The 17400-nt window shown below is 65.8% G+C and carries 18 protein-coding genes; 13 read left to right on the plus strand and 5 right to left on the minus strand.

What is annotated here, in order from left to right; translation table 11 throughout:
• Positions 1-4 precede the first annotated feature (4 nt).
• Both I6F17_RS10465 and I6F17_RS10470 read left to right on the plus strand, forming a co-directional pair.
• Complete coding sequence (locus I6F17_RS10465) at positions 5-772, plus strand: SDR family oxidoreductase (protein WP_225129016.1); 768 nt, start codon at positions 5-7, stop codon at positions 770-772.
• Between the two features lie 21 nt (positions 773-793).
• On the plus strand, positions 794-1825 hold the full coding sequence (locus tag I6F17_RS10470; RefSeq protein ID WP_225129015.1) for an L-idonate 5-dehydrogenase: 1032 nt from the start codon (positions 794-796) through the stop codon (positions 1823-1825).
• On the opposite strand, the gene I6F17_RS10475 is transcribed toward I6F17_RS10470, so the two are convergent.
• Positions 1815-2699: a DUF3280 domain-containing protein gene (locus I6F17_RS10475; protein WP_225129014.1), complete on the minus strand. Its 885-nt coding sequence runs from the start codon at positions 2697-2699 to the stop codon at positions 1815-1817. The genes I6F17_RS10470 and I6F17_RS10475 overlap by 11 nt on opposite strands.
• A gap of 186 nt (positions 2700-2885) precedes the next feature.
• Here I6F17_RS10475 and I6F17_RS10480 point away from each other — a divergent pair, with 186 nt between their 5' ends.
• Both I6F17_RS10480 and I6F17_RS10485 read left to right on the plus strand, forming a co-directional pair.
• Positions 2886-4268 carry a histidine kinase gene (locus I6F17_RS10480; protein ID WP_225129012.1) on the plus strand — a complete coding sequence of 461 codons (1383 nt, stop codon included), beginning with the start codon at positions 2886-2888 and terminating at the stop codon, positions 4266-4268.
• On the plus strand, positions 4265-4927 hold the full coding sequence (locus I6F17_RS10485) for a response regulator transcription factor (protein ID WP_036044745.1): 663 nt from the start codon (positions 4265-4267) through the stop codon (positions 4925-4927). The genes I6F17_RS10480 and I6F17_RS10485 overlap by 4 nt, the downstream gene beginning before the upstream one ends.
• 18 nt (positions 4928-4945) lie before the next feature.
• On the opposite strand, the gene I6F17_RS10490 is transcribed toward I6F17_RS10485, so the two are convergent.
• Positions 4946-5929 (minus strand): VOC family protein, encoded by a 984-nt coding sequence (locus tag I6F17_RS10490; RefSeq protein ID WP_225129010.1) that lies wholly within the window; start codon positions 5927-5929, stop codon positions 4946-4948.
• Positions 5930-6077: 148 nt separating this feature from the next.
• Here I6F17_RS10490 and I6F17_RS10495 point away from each other — a divergent pair, with 148 nt between their 5' ends.
• The 4 genes from I6F17_RS10495 (at position 6078) to I6F17_RS10510 (ending at position 10594) form a co-directional block, all read left to right on the plus strand.
• A complete protein-coding gene (locus tag I6F17_RS10495) occupies positions 6078-6869 on the plus strand; it encodes a DNA-binding transcriptional regulator (protein WP_225129009.1) in 792 nt (263 codons plus the stop codon).
• Positions 6870-6941: 72 nt separating this feature from the next.
• A complete protein-coding gene (locus tag I6F17_RS10500; protein ID WP_225129006.1) occupies positions 6942-8465 on the plus strand; it encodes a bifunctional 3-(3-hydroxy-phenyl)propionate/3-hydroxycinnamic acid hydroxylase in 1524 nt (507 codons plus the stop codon).
• Between the two features lie 23 nt (positions 8466-8488).
• The gene (locus tag I6F17_RS10505) at positions 8489-9340 is read left to right on the plus strand and encodes a fumarylacetoacetate hydrolase family protein (RefSeq protein WP_225129004.1); all 852 of its coding nucleotides are present in this window, start codon (positions 8489-8491) and stop codon (positions 9338-9340) included.
• Between the two features lie 42 nt (positions 9341-9382).
• A complete protein-coding gene (locus tag I6F17_RS10510; protein WP_225129002.1) occupies positions 9383-10594 on the plus strand; it encodes an ABC transporter substrate-binding protein in 1212 nt (403 codons plus the stop codon).
• Between the two features lie 63 nt (positions 10595-10657).
• Here the strand turns inward: I6F17_RS10510 and I6F17_RS10515 are convergent, their stop codons facing one another.
• Positions 10658-11500 carry a hypothetical protein gene (locus tag I6F17_RS10515; RefSeq protein ID WP_225129001.1) on the minus strand — a complete coding sequence of 281 codons (843 nt, stop codon included), beginning with the start codon at positions 11498-11500 and terminating at the stop codon, positions 10658-10660.
• Positions 11501-11714: 214 nt separating this feature from the next.
• On the opposite strand from I6F17_RS10515, the gene I6F17_RS10520 reads away from it, so the two are divergent.
• Genes I6F17_RS10520 through I6F17_RS10535 form a run of 4 tightly spaced genes read left to right on the plus strand, consistent with a single transcriptional unit; the run spans position 11715 to position 16075 of the window.
• On the plus strand, positions 11715-12602 hold the full coding sequence (locus tag I6F17_RS10520) for an IclR family transcriptional regulator (protein ID WP_225128999.1): 888 nt from the start codon (positions 11715-11717) through the stop codon (positions 12600-12602).
• A gap of 1 nt (position 12603) precedes the next feature.
• A complete protein-coding gene (locus I6F17_RS10525; protein WP_225128997.1) occupies positions 12604-13800 on the plus strand; it encodes a CaiB/BaiF CoA-transferase family protein in 1197 nt (398 codons plus the stop codon).
• Between the two features lie 52 nt (positions 13801-13852).
• Positions 13853-14839, plus strand: a complete 987-nt coding sequence (locus tag I6F17_RS10530) for a tripartite tricarboxylate transporter substrate binding protein (RefSeq protein WP_193760742.1) — start codon at positions 13853-13855, stop codon at positions 14837-14839.
• 21 nt (positions 14840-14860) lie between these two features.
• The gene (locus I6F17_RS10535; protein WP_225128994.1) at positions 14861-16075 is read left to right on the plus strand and encodes an ABC transporter substrate-binding protein; all 1215 of its coding nucleotides are present in this window, start codon (positions 14861-14863) and stop codon (positions 16073-16075) included.
• A 17-nt stretch (positions 16076-16092) separates the two neighbouring features.
• Here I6F17_RS10535 and I6F17_RS10540 read toward each other — a convergent pair whose 3' ends face one another.
• Entirely contained in the window at positions 16093-16359 is a 267-nt protein-coding gene (locus I6F17_RS10540) for a hypothetical protein (protein WP_225128992.1), read from the minus strand.
• A gap of 130 nt (positions 16360-16489) precedes the next feature.
• A complete protein-coding gene (locus tag I6F17_RS10545) occupies positions 16490-16987 on the minus strand; it encodes a ferritin-like domain-containing protein (protein WP_036013491.1) in 498 nt (165 codons plus the stop codon).
• A 260-nt stretch (positions 16988-17247) separates the two neighbouring features.
• Here I6F17_RS10545 and I6F17_RS10550 point away from each other — a divergent pair, with 260 nt between their 5' ends.
• On the plus strand, positions 17248-17388 hold the full coding sequence (locus I6F17_RS10550) for a hypothetical protein (RefSeq protein ID WP_225128990.1): 141 nt from the start codon (positions 17248-17250) through the stop codon (positions 17386-17388).
• Positions 17389-17400 lie beyond the last annotated feature (12 nt).

Genomic DNA, 17400 nt, shown 5'->3' on the forward strand with positions numbered 1-17400 from the left:
TGAGATGAGCACGTCCCTCTTCGATCTCTCCGGCCGCACCGCGCTCGTGACCGGCTCCTCCCGCGGCCTCGGTCGCGCCATTGCCGAGGGCATGGCCAAGGCCGGCGCGAAGATCATCATAAACGGCGTCGATCCCAAGCGCGTCGAGCAGGCCGTCGCCGAGTTTCGCGCCGCCGGCCATCAGGCCGAAGGCGCCGCCTTTGACGTCACCGACGAGCCCGCCATCGTCGCCTCCTTCAACGAATTCGACAGCCAAGGCCTAGCCGTCGATATCCTCGTCAACAATGCCGGGATCCAGCACCGCAAGCCGCTGGTGGAGTTCACCACCGACGAATGGCGCAAGGTGATCGAGACCAACCTCACCAGCGCCTTCGTGATCGGCCGCGAGGCGGCCAAACGCATGATCCCGCGCAAGCACGGCAAGATCATCAATATCGGCTCGCTCGGCAGCGAACTCGCCCGCCCCACTATCGCGCCCTACACCGCTGCCAAGGGCGGCATCAAGAACCTGACCCGTTCGATGGCGGTGGAATGGGCCCAGCACGGCATCCAGGCCAATGCGATCGGCCCCGGCTACATGCTCACAGACATGAACGAGGCGCTGGTCAACAATGCCGATTTCAACACCTGGCTGATGGGCCGCATTCCCTCAAAGCGCTGGGGCAAGCCGGACGAGCTGGTGGGTGCTGCGATCTTCCTCGCCTCGGATGCGTCGACCTACGTCAACGGCCAGATCATCTATGTCGATGGCGGCATGATCGCCGCGATGTGATCCGCGAACCAGGAGCAAGCCATGCGCGCCGTCGTCATCCACGCCCCGAAGGACCTGCGGATCGACAGTTATGCCGATCCGGCCCCCGGCCCTGGCGAGGTCCGCGTCAAGATCGCCAATGGCGGAATCTGCGGCTCCGATCTGCACTACTATCATCACGGCGGCTTCGGTGTCGTGCGGATCCAGCAACCGATGGCGCTGGGTCACGAGATCGCCGGCGTCGTCGCTGACGTCGGTGACGGCGTCGCCAACATCAGGTCAGGCACGCGCGTCGCGGTCAATCCGAGCAACCCGTGCGGGGCTTGCCTGCATTGCCAGGAAGGCATGCGCAACCAGTGCCTCGACATGCGCTTCCTCGGCAGCGCGATGCGCTTTCCCCATGTGCAGGGCGGCTTTCGCGAGTTCATCACGGTCGACGCGACGCAGGCCGTGCCGATCTCAGACAAGCTGTCGCTGGCGGAAGCCGCGGTCGCCGAGCCGCTTGCGGTGTGCCTGCATGCCGGCAAGCAGGCCGGTCCCCTGCTCGGCAAGCGCGTGCTGATCACCGGCTGCGGTCCGATCGGCGCGCTGATGATTTTGGTCTCGCGCTTCGGCGGCGCGTCGGAGATCGTTGTCACCGATGTGGCCGACGCTCCGCTCGCGGTCGCGAAAAAGCTCGGCGCCACGCATGCCATCGACGTCGCGACCAATGCCACTGCGCTCGATCCCTGGCGCGCCGGCAAGGGCGTGTTCGACACGCTGTTCGAGGCCTCCGGCAACCAGGCCGCGCTCCGCACCGCGCTCGACGTGCTGAGGCCCGGTGCGACGCTGGTGCAGCTCGGCCTCGGCGGCGAGATGACGCTGCCGATCAACTCCATCGTGGCCAAGGAATTGCAGCTGCGCGGCACATTCCGCTTCGATCCCGAGTTCGAGCTGGCGGTGCGCCTGATGGGCGAAGGCCTGATTGACGTCAAACCATTGATCACGGCCACCATGCCGTTCGAGAATGCGGTCGCGGCCTTCGAGCTCGCCAGCGACCGCGCGCAGTCGATGAAGGTCCAGCTTACCTTCTAGGCGCGTCGTTGGCCTGTTGCCCCTCGATCAGCCGGTCGGTGACCAGCCGCACGGCCCCGCGCTTCCAGGAATAGTCGGCGCCCATGCGTAGTCCGCTGTCGCCGCGCGCCAGCACCGCGCCGGTCCTGGCATCGCGCACCTGGAAGCCGAGCGTGTATTCGGTGCGGCTGACGCGGCGCACCACGCCGATCAGTGATTGGTCCGCGCCGAGCTTGCGCGCAATGGAGATCTCGCAGCCGCCGCAATCCCGCAACGCGCCGCCCTTTCCCGCCTCTGCGGTGACCTCGACGATGCGGTAACGGCCGGATTGGCCGAGCGCCTCGCGCACTCCGCCAGTGACCTCCGCGAGATAAGACGCATCCGACGCAGCGGACGCCCCCGCTGAGGCGGCTGTCATGTCCTCGAGCTCGAAATCGAACACGGCCAGCGCGACCGGCGCAGGCGTGCCGAGCGCGGCCATGACCTCGCGAGACACGAACATCTGCGCGCGCTCCCATGCTTCGTCATTGTCGCCGCGGAAGCTGTAGAGCTTGTCCAGCACGAGCGTCTTGGTGGCGACGTCGATCACGGCGACCTTGGCCCATTGCACCAGCGTGCTCGTCTTCTGAATGCCGCCGACCACCTTGAACACCGCTCCGTCTTGGACGGATCGCACCAAGCGGTAGCGCTGGTCTGCCTCGATGTCCCTTCGAAGCGCGGCCATGAACGCCGCCAGCCGCCGCTCGTGGGCGGCGGTCTGGTCGGTCGGCTCGCCCGAAGTGTCGGTGTAGCTGAAATCGTCCATGGCGACGCCGATGGCGGTCTGCGCAGCGAGGGGTGAGCAAGAGAGGACGAGGAGGAGACAGGCGGAGAGAATCAGGCGGCAGCGGTGCATGAACGGACCTCGTGGATGGGACGAAAATCTGGACGGGCCGCCTCAGGCCCCGCACCCGTCACCGTCCCGAGCAGCGCCGGGAAAATTTCACGACGTTGCACTGCGGCAAGTCGGGAACGCTTCCCGCCGCTGGCGTTCTGCCCTTTAATGAGGCGCGACAAGCCCGTTCGCGCCAGGTGCAAGCCGATGTGGAATCGCCCGAGATTCGATCTCAAGGTCCGTCTGACGCTGCGCGTGGCCGCGATATCGGCCGCCTGCTTCGCCGCGATCTCCACCTATTTCCTCGTCAGCGCCGACAGCGCCGCGCATGCGCGCATCGACGGCATCGCCGCCATCGTGGCCAAGACGCTGGAGCTGCAGCAAGGCAAGGTGCAGTGGGGGGCGAGCCCCCGCTCGGACTTTCCGGACCTCGACCCGGTGTCGGCCCATGTGATGACGCCCGGCCTCTGCCTCGGCTTCCGCAGCGCGAGCGGCGACATGCTGCAGCGCTTTTGTAGCGGCGCGCCTGCCCCGGCGAGCCCGCCGCCGCAAGCCTTCTCCGCCTTCTATCGCAGCCTGTTCGACCCCGGCCGCGAGGCCGCGCGCCCCGTGATCGTGCGCGGAACCAAGCTCGGCGAGACCGTGGTCTCTATCGACCCGGCGGTGCAGACGGCGGAGGCCTGGCACGAGGCCGGCCGCCTGATGATCGCGCTTGCGATCGCGCTGCCGCTGCTCTGCGCGCTGGTCTATGCCGCACTGGCCCGCGCCCTGCGCCCCACCCGCATGATCGGCAGCGGCCTCGAACGCATCGCCGCCGGCGACCTCACCACCCGGCTGCCGCCGTTCGACCTCGCCGAGCTCTCCGCCATCCGCGACGTCTTCAACCATCTCGCCGAAAGCCTCGACACGGCGCTCGCCGAGCGCAACGAGCTGACTCGGAAGCTGATCGCGCTCCAGGACGAGGAGCGCCGCCATCTCGCCCGCGAGTTGCACGACGAGTTCGGCCAGTCCCTCGCCGCGATCCGCGCGCTGGCCGCATCCGCCCGCCAGACTGCGGCACAGGACTGTCCCGACCTGCTCGGCGAATGCGACAGCATCGCCCGCACCGCGACCGGCATGATGGAGACGCTGCGCGGCGCGTTGTTCCGGCTGCGGCCGCCCGATGTCGAGGAGCTCGGCCTGGTCGCCAGCCTCGAAGGCCTGGTCTCGGGGTGGAACGGCCGCAGCCGCGGCCAGCCGCGCTTCGAGATCCGGTTCGACGGCGCCTTCGACAGCGTGCCCGCCTCTGTCAGTGCCAACCTGTACCGCATCGTGCAGGAGGCACTCACCAACGCGGCCAAGCATGCCGGTGCAACGAAGGTTAGCCTGCATCTGACCATGGCCGACAGCGAGATTGCTCTCGTGGTCGAGGACGACGGCCGGCCGAACGAGGCTTCCGCAAAATCGGGCATGGGCCTGCTGGGCATGCGCGAGCGCGTCGCCGCGCTTCGCGGCCGGATCAGCTTCGAGACCGGCCTTCAGGGCTCCTCGCTGCGCGTATTCATTCCGCTCCCGGCTGCCGCCTCTGAGGCCCTGGAGCACGCTGCATGAGCACGGCGGAAGCGACCATCCTGCTGGTCGACGACCATTCCGTCGTCCGTGAGGGCTATCGCTCGGTGCTGCAGAAGCAGCCGGGCCTGCGCGTCGTCGCCGAGGCAGCCGACGGAGCGGAAGCCTATCGTCTCTACAAATCCGAGACGCCCGACCTCGTCATCATGGACCTCAGCATGCCCGGCATAGGCGGCATCGAGGCCGTCAGGCGGATCAGGCAGTGGGACAAGGCGGCACGGATTCTCGTTTTCACCATGCACGAGAACGCCGGATTTGCCGTGCAGGCGATCCGCGCCGGTGCACGGGGCTACGTCACCAAGACCAGCCCGCCCGAGACCTTGGTGCGCGCGGTCAAGGACGTGCTCGCCGGCAAGATTGCCATCAGCCCCGATATCGACCACGAGCTTGCGCTCAGCCGCATCAGCGGCGAAACCTCCGCTGCCGACGTGCTGACGCCACGCGAATTCGAGGTGCTGCGGCTGCTGCTCGCCGAGAACACGACGGAGGAGATCGCCGAGACGCTGCATGTCAGCCCGAAGACGGTGGCGAACCTGCACTCGCTGATCAAGGACAAGCTCGGCGTCGGCTCCGACATCGAGCTGGTCCGGCTGGCGCTGCGCCAGGGCATCTTGACCGAGGTCGATCTCGGCGAAGCCTGATCGCGACGTCGCCGCAGGTCACTCACGCGCGACCACCGAGTCCAGCCACGCGCAGTTGAGCGGCGGCACGCGCGGATCGGCGACGCGCACGCCGCGGGCAGCCGCGTCGAGCCGCATCTCGCGCAATCGCGTGCGCTGCTCTTCCGGCATATGCAGCCGCTCGTGGCCCCACAGGGAAGGCCCATCAAAGGTCTCGTGCGGCTGCCAGGTCTCGGGATCGATGACGCGTCCGCCCCAGCCATATTCGATGAAGAAACCGGACGGCGTATTCACGTAGAACGAGGTCATGTGATCATTGGTGTGCCGGCCCAGCGTGTAGGCGATGCGCCCCTCGTCCATCTGCGCGAGGTCGTAGCCCTGCCCGACATCATCGAGGCAGCCGAGCTCGACCATGAAGTGATGCATCGCCTTTCGCCCCGAGCCGACCATCGCAAAGGAGTGGTGGCGGCCGTTGACGTGGAAGAAATAAAGCCCGTAAGGCTTCAGCCCGAAATCGGAGACGTGAAAGCCGAGCACGTCGCGATAGAACGGCAATAGCGGCTCGACGTCCTCCACATTGAGCACGACATGCCCCATGCCGAGCGCGCCGGTGCGGAAGCCCGAGATCGGGCGACCCGGCCTGAACGGCTCGCTCGCAAGCTCCGGCTTGCAAAAAGCCTCCAGCCGGTTGCCGGCGGGGTCAGTGAACGCGATCAGCTCGGCAACATGCCGCTCGTCAGCGAGTGCGCGCGAACCTCGGACCACCCTGATGCCATGGCTTTCGAGCCGTCCTGCCAGCTTATCCAGTTCGACGGTCGAAGGAACTTCCCATCCCATCACCGCAAGGCCAGCATCGCTGCCGCCGTCGACGATCAGCCGCTGCTTGCGGTCGTCCATGCGGAAGGCCCGCATCTTGCCGCCGCGATCGACCTGCTGCATGCCGAGCAGCCCGGTCGCCATCCGGCTCCACTGCTCGAGCTGTGATGAACTGATTCCGATATAGCCGAGCGCTGCGATTTCCATCGAACTCCTCCCGAAGGCATCGCGGTCGCCGTGTTGCGGCGAGCTTGATACCGGCCGCGCGCGATCCTACGGTGGCGTTCCGCAATCGCCTCGCGTTCGCAGGCGACAATAAGCGCGCCGCGATGTGCCACAAGGGAGGAAATAGGAAGTGTCCAAGGAGCGGACGCGGAACGGCCAGCCCCGGCAGTCTGAGGGCGTCCGCGCCTTCAAGCGCGGACTCGACGTGCTGCAGGAGGTCAACCGCTCCGGCGGCATCCGCGCCGGCGACGTTGCCCGCGCGCTCGACCTGCCTCGACCCACCGTCTACCGCCTCCTCGAAACCCTGGAGGAGCTCGGCTATATCGCCCGCAGCGCCAGCGACGACCGGTTTCGGGTCACCCGGCGCGCATTGAGCCTCGGCGACGGCTATGATCCCGGCGTGGTGATCTGCCAGGCCGCGGCGCCTTTTCTCGCCGATCTCAGCAAGAAGCTGGTCTGGCCGGTCGATCTCTCGACTTACGAGAACGCGGCGATGGTGGTGCAGGAGACCACGCACTCTCGCAGCCCGCTCTCGATCGATCGCGGCATGATCGGCAAGCGCCTGCCGATGCTGCGCACGTCTGCGGGCCGCGCCTATCTCGCCGCCTGCCCGGCGCGCGAACGCGATCTCATCATCAATCATCTCCGCCGCATCGATGAGGTCGACGACCGCCCCTTCCTCGACCAGGGCCGGCTCGACCGCATGATCGCCGAGACCGCCGCGCGAGGCTACGCCATCCGCAGCGAGGGCGAATACAATCCCAAGACGGCTTCGATTGCCGTTGCCATCGTGCGGGACGGCGCCGTATTCGGCTGCATCTCGATCATCTGGATCCGCTCGGCGCTGGGGATCGAGGAAGCGGTCGCGCAGTTTGCGAGCCAGCTGCTGGAGACGGCGTCGGCCATTCCTGTCGCGGAATAAAGGCCGTCCGCTGGGCGGACACTTGGCGCGCCGGCGTTGAAGCGCCAGCCCTGCTTGGGGAAGAGATACCCCATGCAAGATAAATCCACCCCTGAAGAGTTTGACGTCGTGATCGTCGGCCGCGGGCCCGTGGGCGCCACGCTCGCCAACCTGCTCGGCCTGTGCGGCGTGCGGACGCTGGTGCTGGAGCGCGAGGCGCGGACCTATCATCTGCCGCGGGCCGTGCATTTCGACGATGAATGCATGCGCGTGTTCCAGACCATCGGGCTTGCCGAGGCGATTCTGCCGCACGTCATTCTCAGTCCCGGCATGCTGTTTCTCGATGCGGCCGGCCGCATGCTGTTGGACTGGTCCCGTCCGCAGACGCTGACCCCGATGGGCTGGCATCTCAGCTACCGCTTCCACCAGCCGGATCTGGAGGATGTGTTGATCGGCGGACTCGCCCGCTGGCCACACGTCACCTTGCGCAACCGCTGCGAGGTGTTCGCGCTCGATCAGGACGAGCACGGCGTGCGCGTCCGCTGCGAAGACCTCTCCAACGGGAGGCTCAGCGAGGTCCGAACCGCCTACGTGATCGGCTGCGACGGCGCCCGCTCGCTGGTGCGCCGCTTCATCGGTTCTGGCATGGACGACCTCGGCTTCCACGAGCGCTGGCTCGTGATCGACGTCCTGCTCAAGCGCGCGCGCGACGACCTCGGTGACTACAGCCTCCAGCATTGCGATCCCAGGCGGCCCGCAACTTATGTACGCGGCACCGGCATGCGGCGCCGCTGGGAGATCACGGTTCTCCCAGACGAGGATTCGCAGGACGTTGCGCAACCCGCGAAGGTCTGGCAGCTGCTGTCGCGCTGGATCACGCCCGCCGATGCCGAGATCGAGCGCGCTTCGGTCTACACGTTCCATTCGGTCATCGCGCAGCAATGGCGGAACGGGCGATTGCTGCTCGCGGGCGATTCCGCGCACCAGACCCCGCCTTTCCTCGGCCAGGGCATGTGCGCCGGCATCCGCGATGCCGCCAATCTCGCCTGGAAGCTGGCGAGCGTGATCCGCGAAGGCGCCGCGCCCGATCTGCTCGACACCTATCAGAGCGAACGGCTGCCGCATGTGCGCGCGTTCATCGAGCTCGCCATTCGCCTCGGCGGTGTCATCAACACCAAGGCGATCGAGGCCGGCCTTGCCGCCGGCGAAGCGCGCGAGAACGCGCCGGTCAAACTGGACGTGAAGAAGCCCCTGCTCGGCCCCGGACTAGAGTTCGGCGACCTGCCGCTCGCCGGACATCTCGCGCCGCAGTTCACCTTGACCGACGACAGCCGCAGCGACGACCGGACCGGCTACAGCCACGTGCTGCTCGTCGGGACGGCGGCGGCACTCTCATCGCGTCTCACGCTTTCGCAGGCAGGGATCAAGATCCTGACCAGCGACGATGCCAACGATCTTGGGCCCTGGCTGCGCGAGCACGGCATCATCGCCGCAATCGTTCGTCCCGACCGTTACGTCCGCGGCTCCGCCCGCAACGAGGCCGAGCTCGACCGGCTCATCGCCGCCATCGCGCCTCCAACCCAAATTCCTTCAGCCCAAGCGCCCTCGGCGGCCTGACCGAACCCTCTCAAGGACATTTCATGAAGCTGCTCTCACTCAGTGTGGACGGACGCCCCACCTTCGGGGCCGTCAAGGACAACGGCGTCGTCGATCTCGGCGCGCGGATGGCGAGGTGCGCCACGCTGCGGGAGCTGCTCGAAGCCGGTCGGCTCGCCGAGGCGGCAAGGCTGGCCGCCTCCGCGGCCCCTGATCATCCGCTCGACAAGATCGACTTCGCGCCCGTGATTCCCGATCCCGGCAAGATCATCTGCGTCGGCCTCAACTATCGCGATCACGTCGCCGAGACCGGCCGCGCCGTCACCGAAAAGCCGGCGCTGTTCGCGCGCTTCGCCTGTAGCCAGGTTGGCCATCTCCAGCCCATCGTCAAACCTGGGGTGAGCGACAACTTCGACTACGAAGGCGAGCTCGCGCTCATCATCGGCAAGGCGGGACGTCACATCCCCGCCGGCCGCGCGCTCGACCACGTCGCCGGCTATTCCTGCTACAACGAAGGCAGCATCCGCGACTGGCAGCGCCACACCAGCCAATTCCTCGCCGGGAAGACCTTTGCCGAGAGCGGCAGTTTCGGTCCGTGGCTGGTGACGACCGACGAGATTCCGGATCCGTCAAAACTCACCTTGCAGACAAGGCTCAACGGCAACGTCGTGCAGGACACCACGACGGATCTCCTGATCACCGCCATCCCCGAGCTGATCGCCTACATCTCCACCATCTGCCCGCTCCTGCCCGGCGACGTCATCGTCACGGGCACGCCGGGCGGTGTCGGCGCCAAGCGCACGCCGCCGCTGTGGATGCGCCCCGGCGACACCGTCGAGGTCGAGATCTCCGGCATCGGCACCCTGCGCAACACGGTGATCGCCGAACTGGCCTGACCGTCAACATCGATCAATCAACGATAACATCAAGGAAACGCCATGGGCACGACCCGCACCACCTCCATCGCCACCCTCCTGATCGCACTTGCGCTCGCGGGCTCCGTTGCGCGGGCCGAGATCAAGGGCGAGGCCATCCGCATCGGCGTCCTCACCGACATGAACGGCGTGTTCGCGACCGCCATGGGTCCGGGCTCAGTCGAAGCGGCGCGAATGGCCGCCGAGGAGTTCGGCGGCAAGATCAACGGCAAGCCGATCGAGATCTTGCAGGCCGATCACCAGAACAAGCCGGATCTCGCCGCATCGCTGGCGCGAAAATGGTTCAGCGACGGGGTCCAGGCCGTCGCCGATGGCGGCAGCTCCGGCGCAGCGCTGGCGGTGCAGGAGCTGGTGCGCGGCAACGGCAAGATATTCCTCATCTCCGGCGCCGGCGCGAACCAGCTGACCGATGAAGCGTGCGCGCCAACCAGCGTGCAATGGACCCAGGACGCCTATTCCACCGCGACCGCCGTGGTCTCCGGCATCATGCAGACCAGCAAGGAGCCCTGGTTCTTCATCACCGGCGACTACGCCTTCGGCCATTCGATCGAGGTGACCGCACGCGAGCGCATCGCCGCACTCGGCGGCAAGGTCGCCGGCAGCGTCAAGGCGCAGCTCGGCACGCCCGATTACAGCTCATTCCTGCTCCAGGCGCAGTCGTCGGGCGCCAAGATCCTGGCCATCAACGTTGCCGGCGACAACGCGACCGCGATCAAGCAGGCCGAGGAGTTCGGCCTCGCCAGCCAAGGCATGAAGATCGTGCCGATGTCGTTCCAGAACGTCGACATCGAGGCGGTTGGGCTCAAAGCGACGCGCGGTGATCTCATCGTCACCTCCTTCTTCGAGGATGTCTCGCCGGCAGCCCGGAAATTCTCCGATGCGTTCTATGCTCGCCGCAAGGCGATGCCCTCGCAGATTCAGGCCGGCGTCTATTCCGCTGTGCGCCACTATCTGCAGGCCGTGAAGGACACCGGTTCCGATGAGGGCGCCGTCGTGATGGCCAAAATGAAGGCGACGCCGGTGTCGGACGCCTACACCCCCAACGGCCGCATTCGCGAGGACCAACGCATGGTGCACGATCTCTATCTGGTGCAGGTCAAGACACCGGAGGAATCCAAGGGCCCGTGGGACTTCGTCAAGCTGGTCGCGACGATCCCGCCCGACCAGGCCTTCCGCCCGCTCGATCGCAGCAAATGCAGCCTGGTCGGCAAGTAAGCGCTTTGAAGCGAAGTGGATACCGCTTCGCTTCAGAGAACGCGTCAAGTTGGAATCTGACCGTCAGGCAAGATAGCGCGTCAGATAGCCTTCCATCGCGTAGAGCGCGCAGAGCGCGAGGCTCGACCACACCGCGGCGCTGAAATACAGGAACATCCAGGTCAGCTCGCCCTTCCAGTGCGCGATGTCATGGGTCACCACCCAGCGCGTCGAGACGTCATGCAGTCCTTCGAGGAAGCCGAGGAATGTGTTGCCCTCTTCATGCCCTGTCCGCCAGCGGCTGAGATACATCGGCACATCGACGGTGATGAGGAAGGCAAGGAAGCAGGCGATGCCGACGATGCCTGACATCAGCGCCCAGCGCACCACGCCCTGGAATTCCGGCATCAGGCGGCACAGCGCGATGCCGGCCAGGAAGAAGGTCACAGCCCACAGCGAATTCTCGATCGCGTTGTAGAGGAAGTTGGTCGTCACCACCGCGTACCAGGAGAAGCATTCCGCGATGATGATGATCGGCACGATCACGAGCGCGATGTTCACCGCGGTCTCCGCGCCCGTCATCTTGCCGAGCTGATGCAGGATGATGGCCCATTGCGCGGCGAAGCAGAGCTCGGCCACCGTCGCCACCGTCCGGCCGACGGCGACGCTGGAGAGCCAGGTGTCGAACAGGCAGATGCGCTGCACGTCGGCGCGCGGCAGCACCGAGCGAAAGGCGCAGCCGAACACATAGCCGGCGCACAGCAGGAACATCAGCCCGATGTCCGAGCCGCCGCTGAGGCTGGTTGAAGGCGTCGGATAGAACTCGCGATAGAGCATGAACCAGACGAGGATGTTGGCGCTGCTCACAAGCGTGAGGGATCCCCACCACCACGCCAGGGGATTCGACCGCGCCTGCCACTGCAACATGAACCGCTCCGCAAAATTATCGATCTGACATGTCGTCGTAATAATCCTGTCACAGAACGGCATGCAATCACGACAAAAATCTGTGTGCCCGGTCGTTCCAGCGGTGCCCGGAAGGAGCAAAAGCACGGTGCATGGAGTGTCCACATATCGGACATTTTTTCCGTAAGCGGCGAATCTGTTGGACATCCGAAAATCATCCGTCTGATATTCCGGGATGGCTCCCACCGACTCATCCAAGCCGCAGCGCCCGCTCTCCTCTGCCGCAGCCGTGCTGGCCGAGAGCGCCGATGACGCCGCTTTCGCCACCACGCTGGCAAAGGGGCTCGTCGTGCTCGAGGCGTTCAAGGCCGGGAGCACGCTGCTGGGCAACATGGAGCTGTCGACGCTGACCGGCATCCCGCGCCCGACGGTGGCGAGGCTGACCCATACCTTGGCCGAGCTCGGCTATCTCCGCTACGACGCCGAGCGGTCGAAGTACCGCGTCGGTGCACGGGCGCTGCGGATGGCGCATCCCCTGCTCGCCGGAATGCAATTCCGCCAAGTGGCGCGGCCCATGATGCAGGAGCTGGCGCACAGCGTCCGCGGCACGGTGTCGATCGGCCTGCTCGATGCGACGTCGATGATCTATGTCGAGACCGCGCGCTCCGGCGATGTCGGCCCGCACGTGCCCGACATCGGCATGCCCATTCCCGTCGTGATGACCGCCATGGGCCGCGCCGCGGCGGCGACCTTGCCGCCGGCCGATGCAGACCGGCTGGAACGCAATCTCGCCGCCGAGGATGCCGGATTGTGGTCGGCGCTCCGCGACAAATACCGCGGCGGCATCGCGCAATGCAAAAGCCGCGGCTTCTGCACCTGCTGGGGCGAGTACATGGCCTCGATCCATGCCGTCGCCGCGCCGCTGTTTCATGTCAGCGAGTCGAAACAATCGTTCTCGATCAATTGCGGCATCCCCGCCTTCCGGCTCCAGCCCGGGCAGCTCGAGGGCGAAATCGGTCCGCGCATCGCGGCGCTCGCCGACAGCATCCGCGCCATGGTCGGGCAGGCCGAGCTCAAGCCGCCGCCGCGCAAAACCAAGAAAATCACAAGCGTCGGAAAATGACATGGCTGGACCGCTCGAAGGATTGAAGGTTCTCGACATCGCAACGATCATCGCCGCGCCGTTCGCCGCCACGCTGCTGGCCGACTACGGCGCGGACGTGCTCAAGATCGAGATGCCCGGGCACGGCGACGGCGTGCGGTCGTTTCCGCCGTTCAAGAACGGCAAGCCGCTGTGGTGGAAGGCCGCCAACCGCAACAAGAAGTTTGCCACGCTCGATCTGCGCACGCCGGAAGGGCTTGCGCTGTTCAAGCAGCTGCTTCCACGCTTCGACGTGCTGATCGAGAATTTTCGTCCGGGAACGCTGGATCGCTGGGGGCTTCCCAAGGAGGTGCTGTGGTCGATCCAGCCGCGTCTCGTGATTCTGCGCGCCACCGCCTTCGGGCAGGATGGTCCCTATCGCGAGCGCCCCGGCTTCGCCCGCATCTTCGAGGCCATGGGCGGACTGACTTACATCACCGGCGAGAGCGGCGGCGAACCGACCCATCCCGGATACCCGATCGGGGATTCGATCGGCGGCCTGTTCGGCGCCGTCGGCGTGCTGGCAGCGCTGTGGAAGCGGGCGCGCGACCCGGATGCGCCGGGCGAGGAGATCGATCTCGCGCTGACCGAAGCCACCTTCCGCCTGCTCGACGTCCTCGCCATCGAGCACGACCAGCTCGGCACCGTTCGCAGCCGCATCGGCAACGCCAATGGTTATTCAGCACCGGCCGCGGTGTTTCGCACCCGCGACGGTCACTGGGTCACGCTCGCAGGTTCGACCAACGCGCTCTTTGCAGCGAACTGCCGGGCGATCGGCCGCCCCGATCTGATCGCGGATCCGCGCTTTGCCGGCAATGAGCAGCGCGTCAAGCACGCCGTCGAACTCAACGACATCTTCGCGGCCTGGTGCGCCGCGCATCCCCTCGACGAGGTCCTCGCGAGATTCAATGCCGCGCAGGGAACGCTCGCCCCGATCTATTCGATCGACCAGATCGCCGAAGACCCGCAAGCGAGGGCGCGCGAGGTGATCACGCGCGTTGCCGACCGGGATTTCGGCACGGTCGCCATGACCAATGTCGTGCCGCGTTTCACCGTCGATCCCGCGCGCCTGCGCCATGCCGCGGGCGACGTCGGCCAGGACAATGACGAGGTCTACCGGGATTGGCTCGGGCTCTCGGACGCCAGGATCGAGCAGCTCACCCAACGAAAGGTGATCTGAGGTCGCAAGAGCTGCAGATAAACGAGAAACAAATACAGGGAGGAAGACAACAGTGGCATCGTTCAAGGTGACGCGGCGAGCTCTGCTGGGCACGATCGCGGGCGGGCTCGCGGCCGGCTCAGGCATGAGGGCACATGCCGAGGACGCCTGGCCCTCACGCATGGTCCGTCTGATCTCGCCTTACGGGCCCGGCGGGTCCAACGACATCTCGCTGCGTCTGCTCGCCGAAGAGTTCGGCCGCAGCCTGCGTCAGCAGTTTATCGTCGAGAACAAGCCGGGCGCCGGCACGCGCATCGCCAACGACATGGTCGCCCATGCGCCGGGCGACGGCTACACCATCCTCTATGTCGCGGCGCCCTACGCCACCGCCGAGGCGCTGTTCGGCAAGCTGACCTATGAGCGCAAGGATCTGGCGCCGGTGGCGATGGTGGTGATCGCGCCGCTGTTCCTCATCATCAGCGCCGACGCGCCGTTCAAGACGCTTCCCGACCTAATCGCCTACGGCAAATCCAAGCCCGACGGCCTCACCTTCGCCTCCCCAGGCGCCGGCTCGCAGCCGCATCTTGCCGGAGAGCTCCTGTTCCGCGACGCCGGCGTCAAGGGTTTGAACATCCCGTTCCGGGGCGATGCGGCCTCCTACACCGAGCTGCTCGCCGGACGCGTCGACGCCACACTGACCGCGCTGCCGACCGCCTTGCCCTACATCCAGAGCGGCAAGTTCACCGTGCTCGGTGTCGCATCGCCCGAGCGCAGCGCGCTGTATCCGCAGGCACCGACGCTGCGCGAGCAGGGCTTTCCCAATGTGGCTGCGGCCGGCTGGTACGGCTTCATGGTGCCGTCCACGACGCCGCGCGCCATCGTGGACAAATTCCAGGCCGAGGTTCTGCGGGCGCTCGCCGAGCCTGCGATCAAGGACAAGCTGACCGCGCAGGGCCTCGAAGTGCGGCCAGGCACCGCCGCCGAGTTCAGCAAGTTCATCGACGCCGAAACGCAGAAATGGACCAAGCTGATCCGCGACGCCGGCCTCAAGGGCGAATGAGGATTGCTGGAGGAAACCGACATGAAAAACGTCGTCACCAAATTCATCGCAGCCTCCGCCCTTCTCCTCTCGGTCGCGGCAGCGCAGGCACAAAAGAAATACGATCCCGGCGCGTCCGACACCGCGATCAAGGTGGGCCAGACCGTGCCGCTCAGCGGCCCGGCCTCGGCCTACGCGGTGATCGGCAAGACCCAGGCCGCCTATCTGAGGATGATCAACGACCAGGGCGGCGTGAACGGCCGCAAGGTCGAGCTGATCCAGTATGACGATGCCTATTCGCCGCCGAAGACGGTGGAGCAGGTCCGCAAGCTCGTCGAAAGCGACGAAGTGCTTTTGACCTTCCAGATCATCGGCACCGCACCGAACGTCGCCGTTCAGAAATATCTCAACGCCAAGAAGATCCCGCAGCTCTTCGCCGCCACCGGCGCCGCACGCTTCACCGATCCAAAGAACTTCCCCTGGACCATGGGCTTCAACCCCTCTTACCTCGTCGAGGGCCGGATCTATGCGCAATACCTCCTGAAGAACCATCCGAACGCCAAAATCGGCGTGCTCTACCAGAACGACGATCTCGGCAAGGATTATCTCGCGGGCCTCAAGGCGGGCCTTGGCGACAAGGCGAACATGGTCGTCGCCGAGACCTCCTACGAGATCAACGAGCCGACGATCGACTCGAAGATCCTGCGATTGAGGGATGCGGGCGCCGACGTGCTGTTCAGCGCGACGACGCCGAAGCAGGCCGCGCAGGCCATCAAGAAGGTCGCCGAGATCGGCTGGAAGGCGCTGCACATCATCGACATCAACGCCTCCTCGCTCAGCGCCGTGCTCAAGCCCGCCGGGCTAGACAATTCCAAGGGCATCATCAGCGTCGGCTACGTCAAGGATGCCGCCGACCCCGAATGGAAGGACGACCCCGGCATGAAGCGCTACCTCGCCTTCATGGCGAAGTACTACCCGGAGGGCGACAGGGATTCGAACCTGAACGTCTATGGCTACATCACCGCGCAGCTGCTGGTGCAGGTGCTGAAGCAATGCGGCGACGATCTGACCCGCGACAACGTGATGCGACAGGCGGCCAACCTTAGGAACGTCGAGCTCGACCTGACGCTCCCGGGTATCTCGGTCACGACCACGCCGACGGACTATCGCGTCAACAAGCAGTTCCAGATGGTGCAGTTCGACGGCCAGCGCTGGCAGAAGCTCGGCGACATCGTCACGGACGAGGCCAGGGAGTGAACCCGCTTCGCCTGAGATCAACGCCCTTCGGCATAACGGCCGCCGCCGCGGACGAGGTCGTCGCGTTCCTCGGCATGGCGTTGGTATTCGGAGATCGCGCGGTTGGCCATGCGGATCCGGTTCGTCAGTCCCTCCTCGACCATCACGGTGATACGCTGCGCCAGGAACACGCAGGCGTCGAATTCGTCGCAGATGGCGCCCGTCCGCGCCAGAAAGTCCCACGCGATCTCGTAGGCTTGCTCCGCCGCAGGGTTGCGGTAGTCGCTGAAGATGATGTACGTCATCACTGCCAAAGCCTGATCGCAGCGATCGTTCCTAGGCTCCCGCGCAGATGGCAGGGAACCCCGGCGGCGCGAAAAAACCACCGGCCGCGGGGCGCGCCGGTGGTTCGCTGTCAGCGAGGAACGCGAAGAACTACGCGGCCTGGCGCTGATGCGTGAGGTACTCCATGGTGACCTTCTCGACATTGGAGTCGATCCAGGCCGCCATGCGCTGCTCCTCCTTCAATGACGTCTCGAGCGGCTCCTTCGCCTCCGGCATGCCGGCCGCGCCGCACAGCGCGAGCAGCGACTTGTAGGCGGCGATCTCGAAATTCTCGAAGGCGTTGTTCGCGAAAGTGTTCTTCAGAATCTCGTCGCCGGCAACCGAATGCGCCATGGCCATCATGTTGGCCATCACTGACTGCGCCGTATCCTTCAGGCTCGACGTGCTCTCGCCACAGGCTTCCAAGCATTTCTCGAGGCGCCGCAGTTGCTCATTCGTCTCCTGAAGGTGCGCCGTGATCTTCGCCTTGACCTCGGGATATTCGTCCAGCCGCTCCGACTGGCGCTCCATCAACTCTCGCGCCTGCACTTCCATTGCATGCGCATTGCGTAGTCCCACCACGAACGTATCGCGGGCTGCATTGGCCATTATCCTGTTCTCCATTTGACTGGCGTCGTTCGCGCAACCGGGAAGCACGGGCGATTGTTCCTAACACGGCCGCGCTGATTGCCGCAGGAGAGACCATGTCTTCGTCGCCTGTTCCGGCCGAAGGACCCAGCGCTAACCTGCGATAGCCAAATGCAAACGTGGTCTTCGACCGCGGGAACGCCGGCTGCGCCCCGCCGCTCACAGCAGCGCGTGGTCACAGCGCGAAGTTGCGCCCTCACCCAAACGACAATGACCATCTGATGTCGCGGGACTCACCGCGGCAATCCGACGTGATCATCGTGGCGGGCACCTTGACCAACGACGACAATTGGGTGCTGGTCGACGCGGGCATCGCCGGATCGTTCGACGAGGTCGCCGTGCCTTCCCATCGACGCGCATAGGAACGGTCGCGG

It is taken from the genome of Bradyrhizobium sp. NBAIM18 (assembly GCF_020193825.1).
Classification (GTDB): Bacteria; Pseudomonadota; Alphaproteobacteria; order Rhizobiales; family Xanthobacteraceae; genus Bradyrhizobium; species Bradyrhizobium yuanmingense.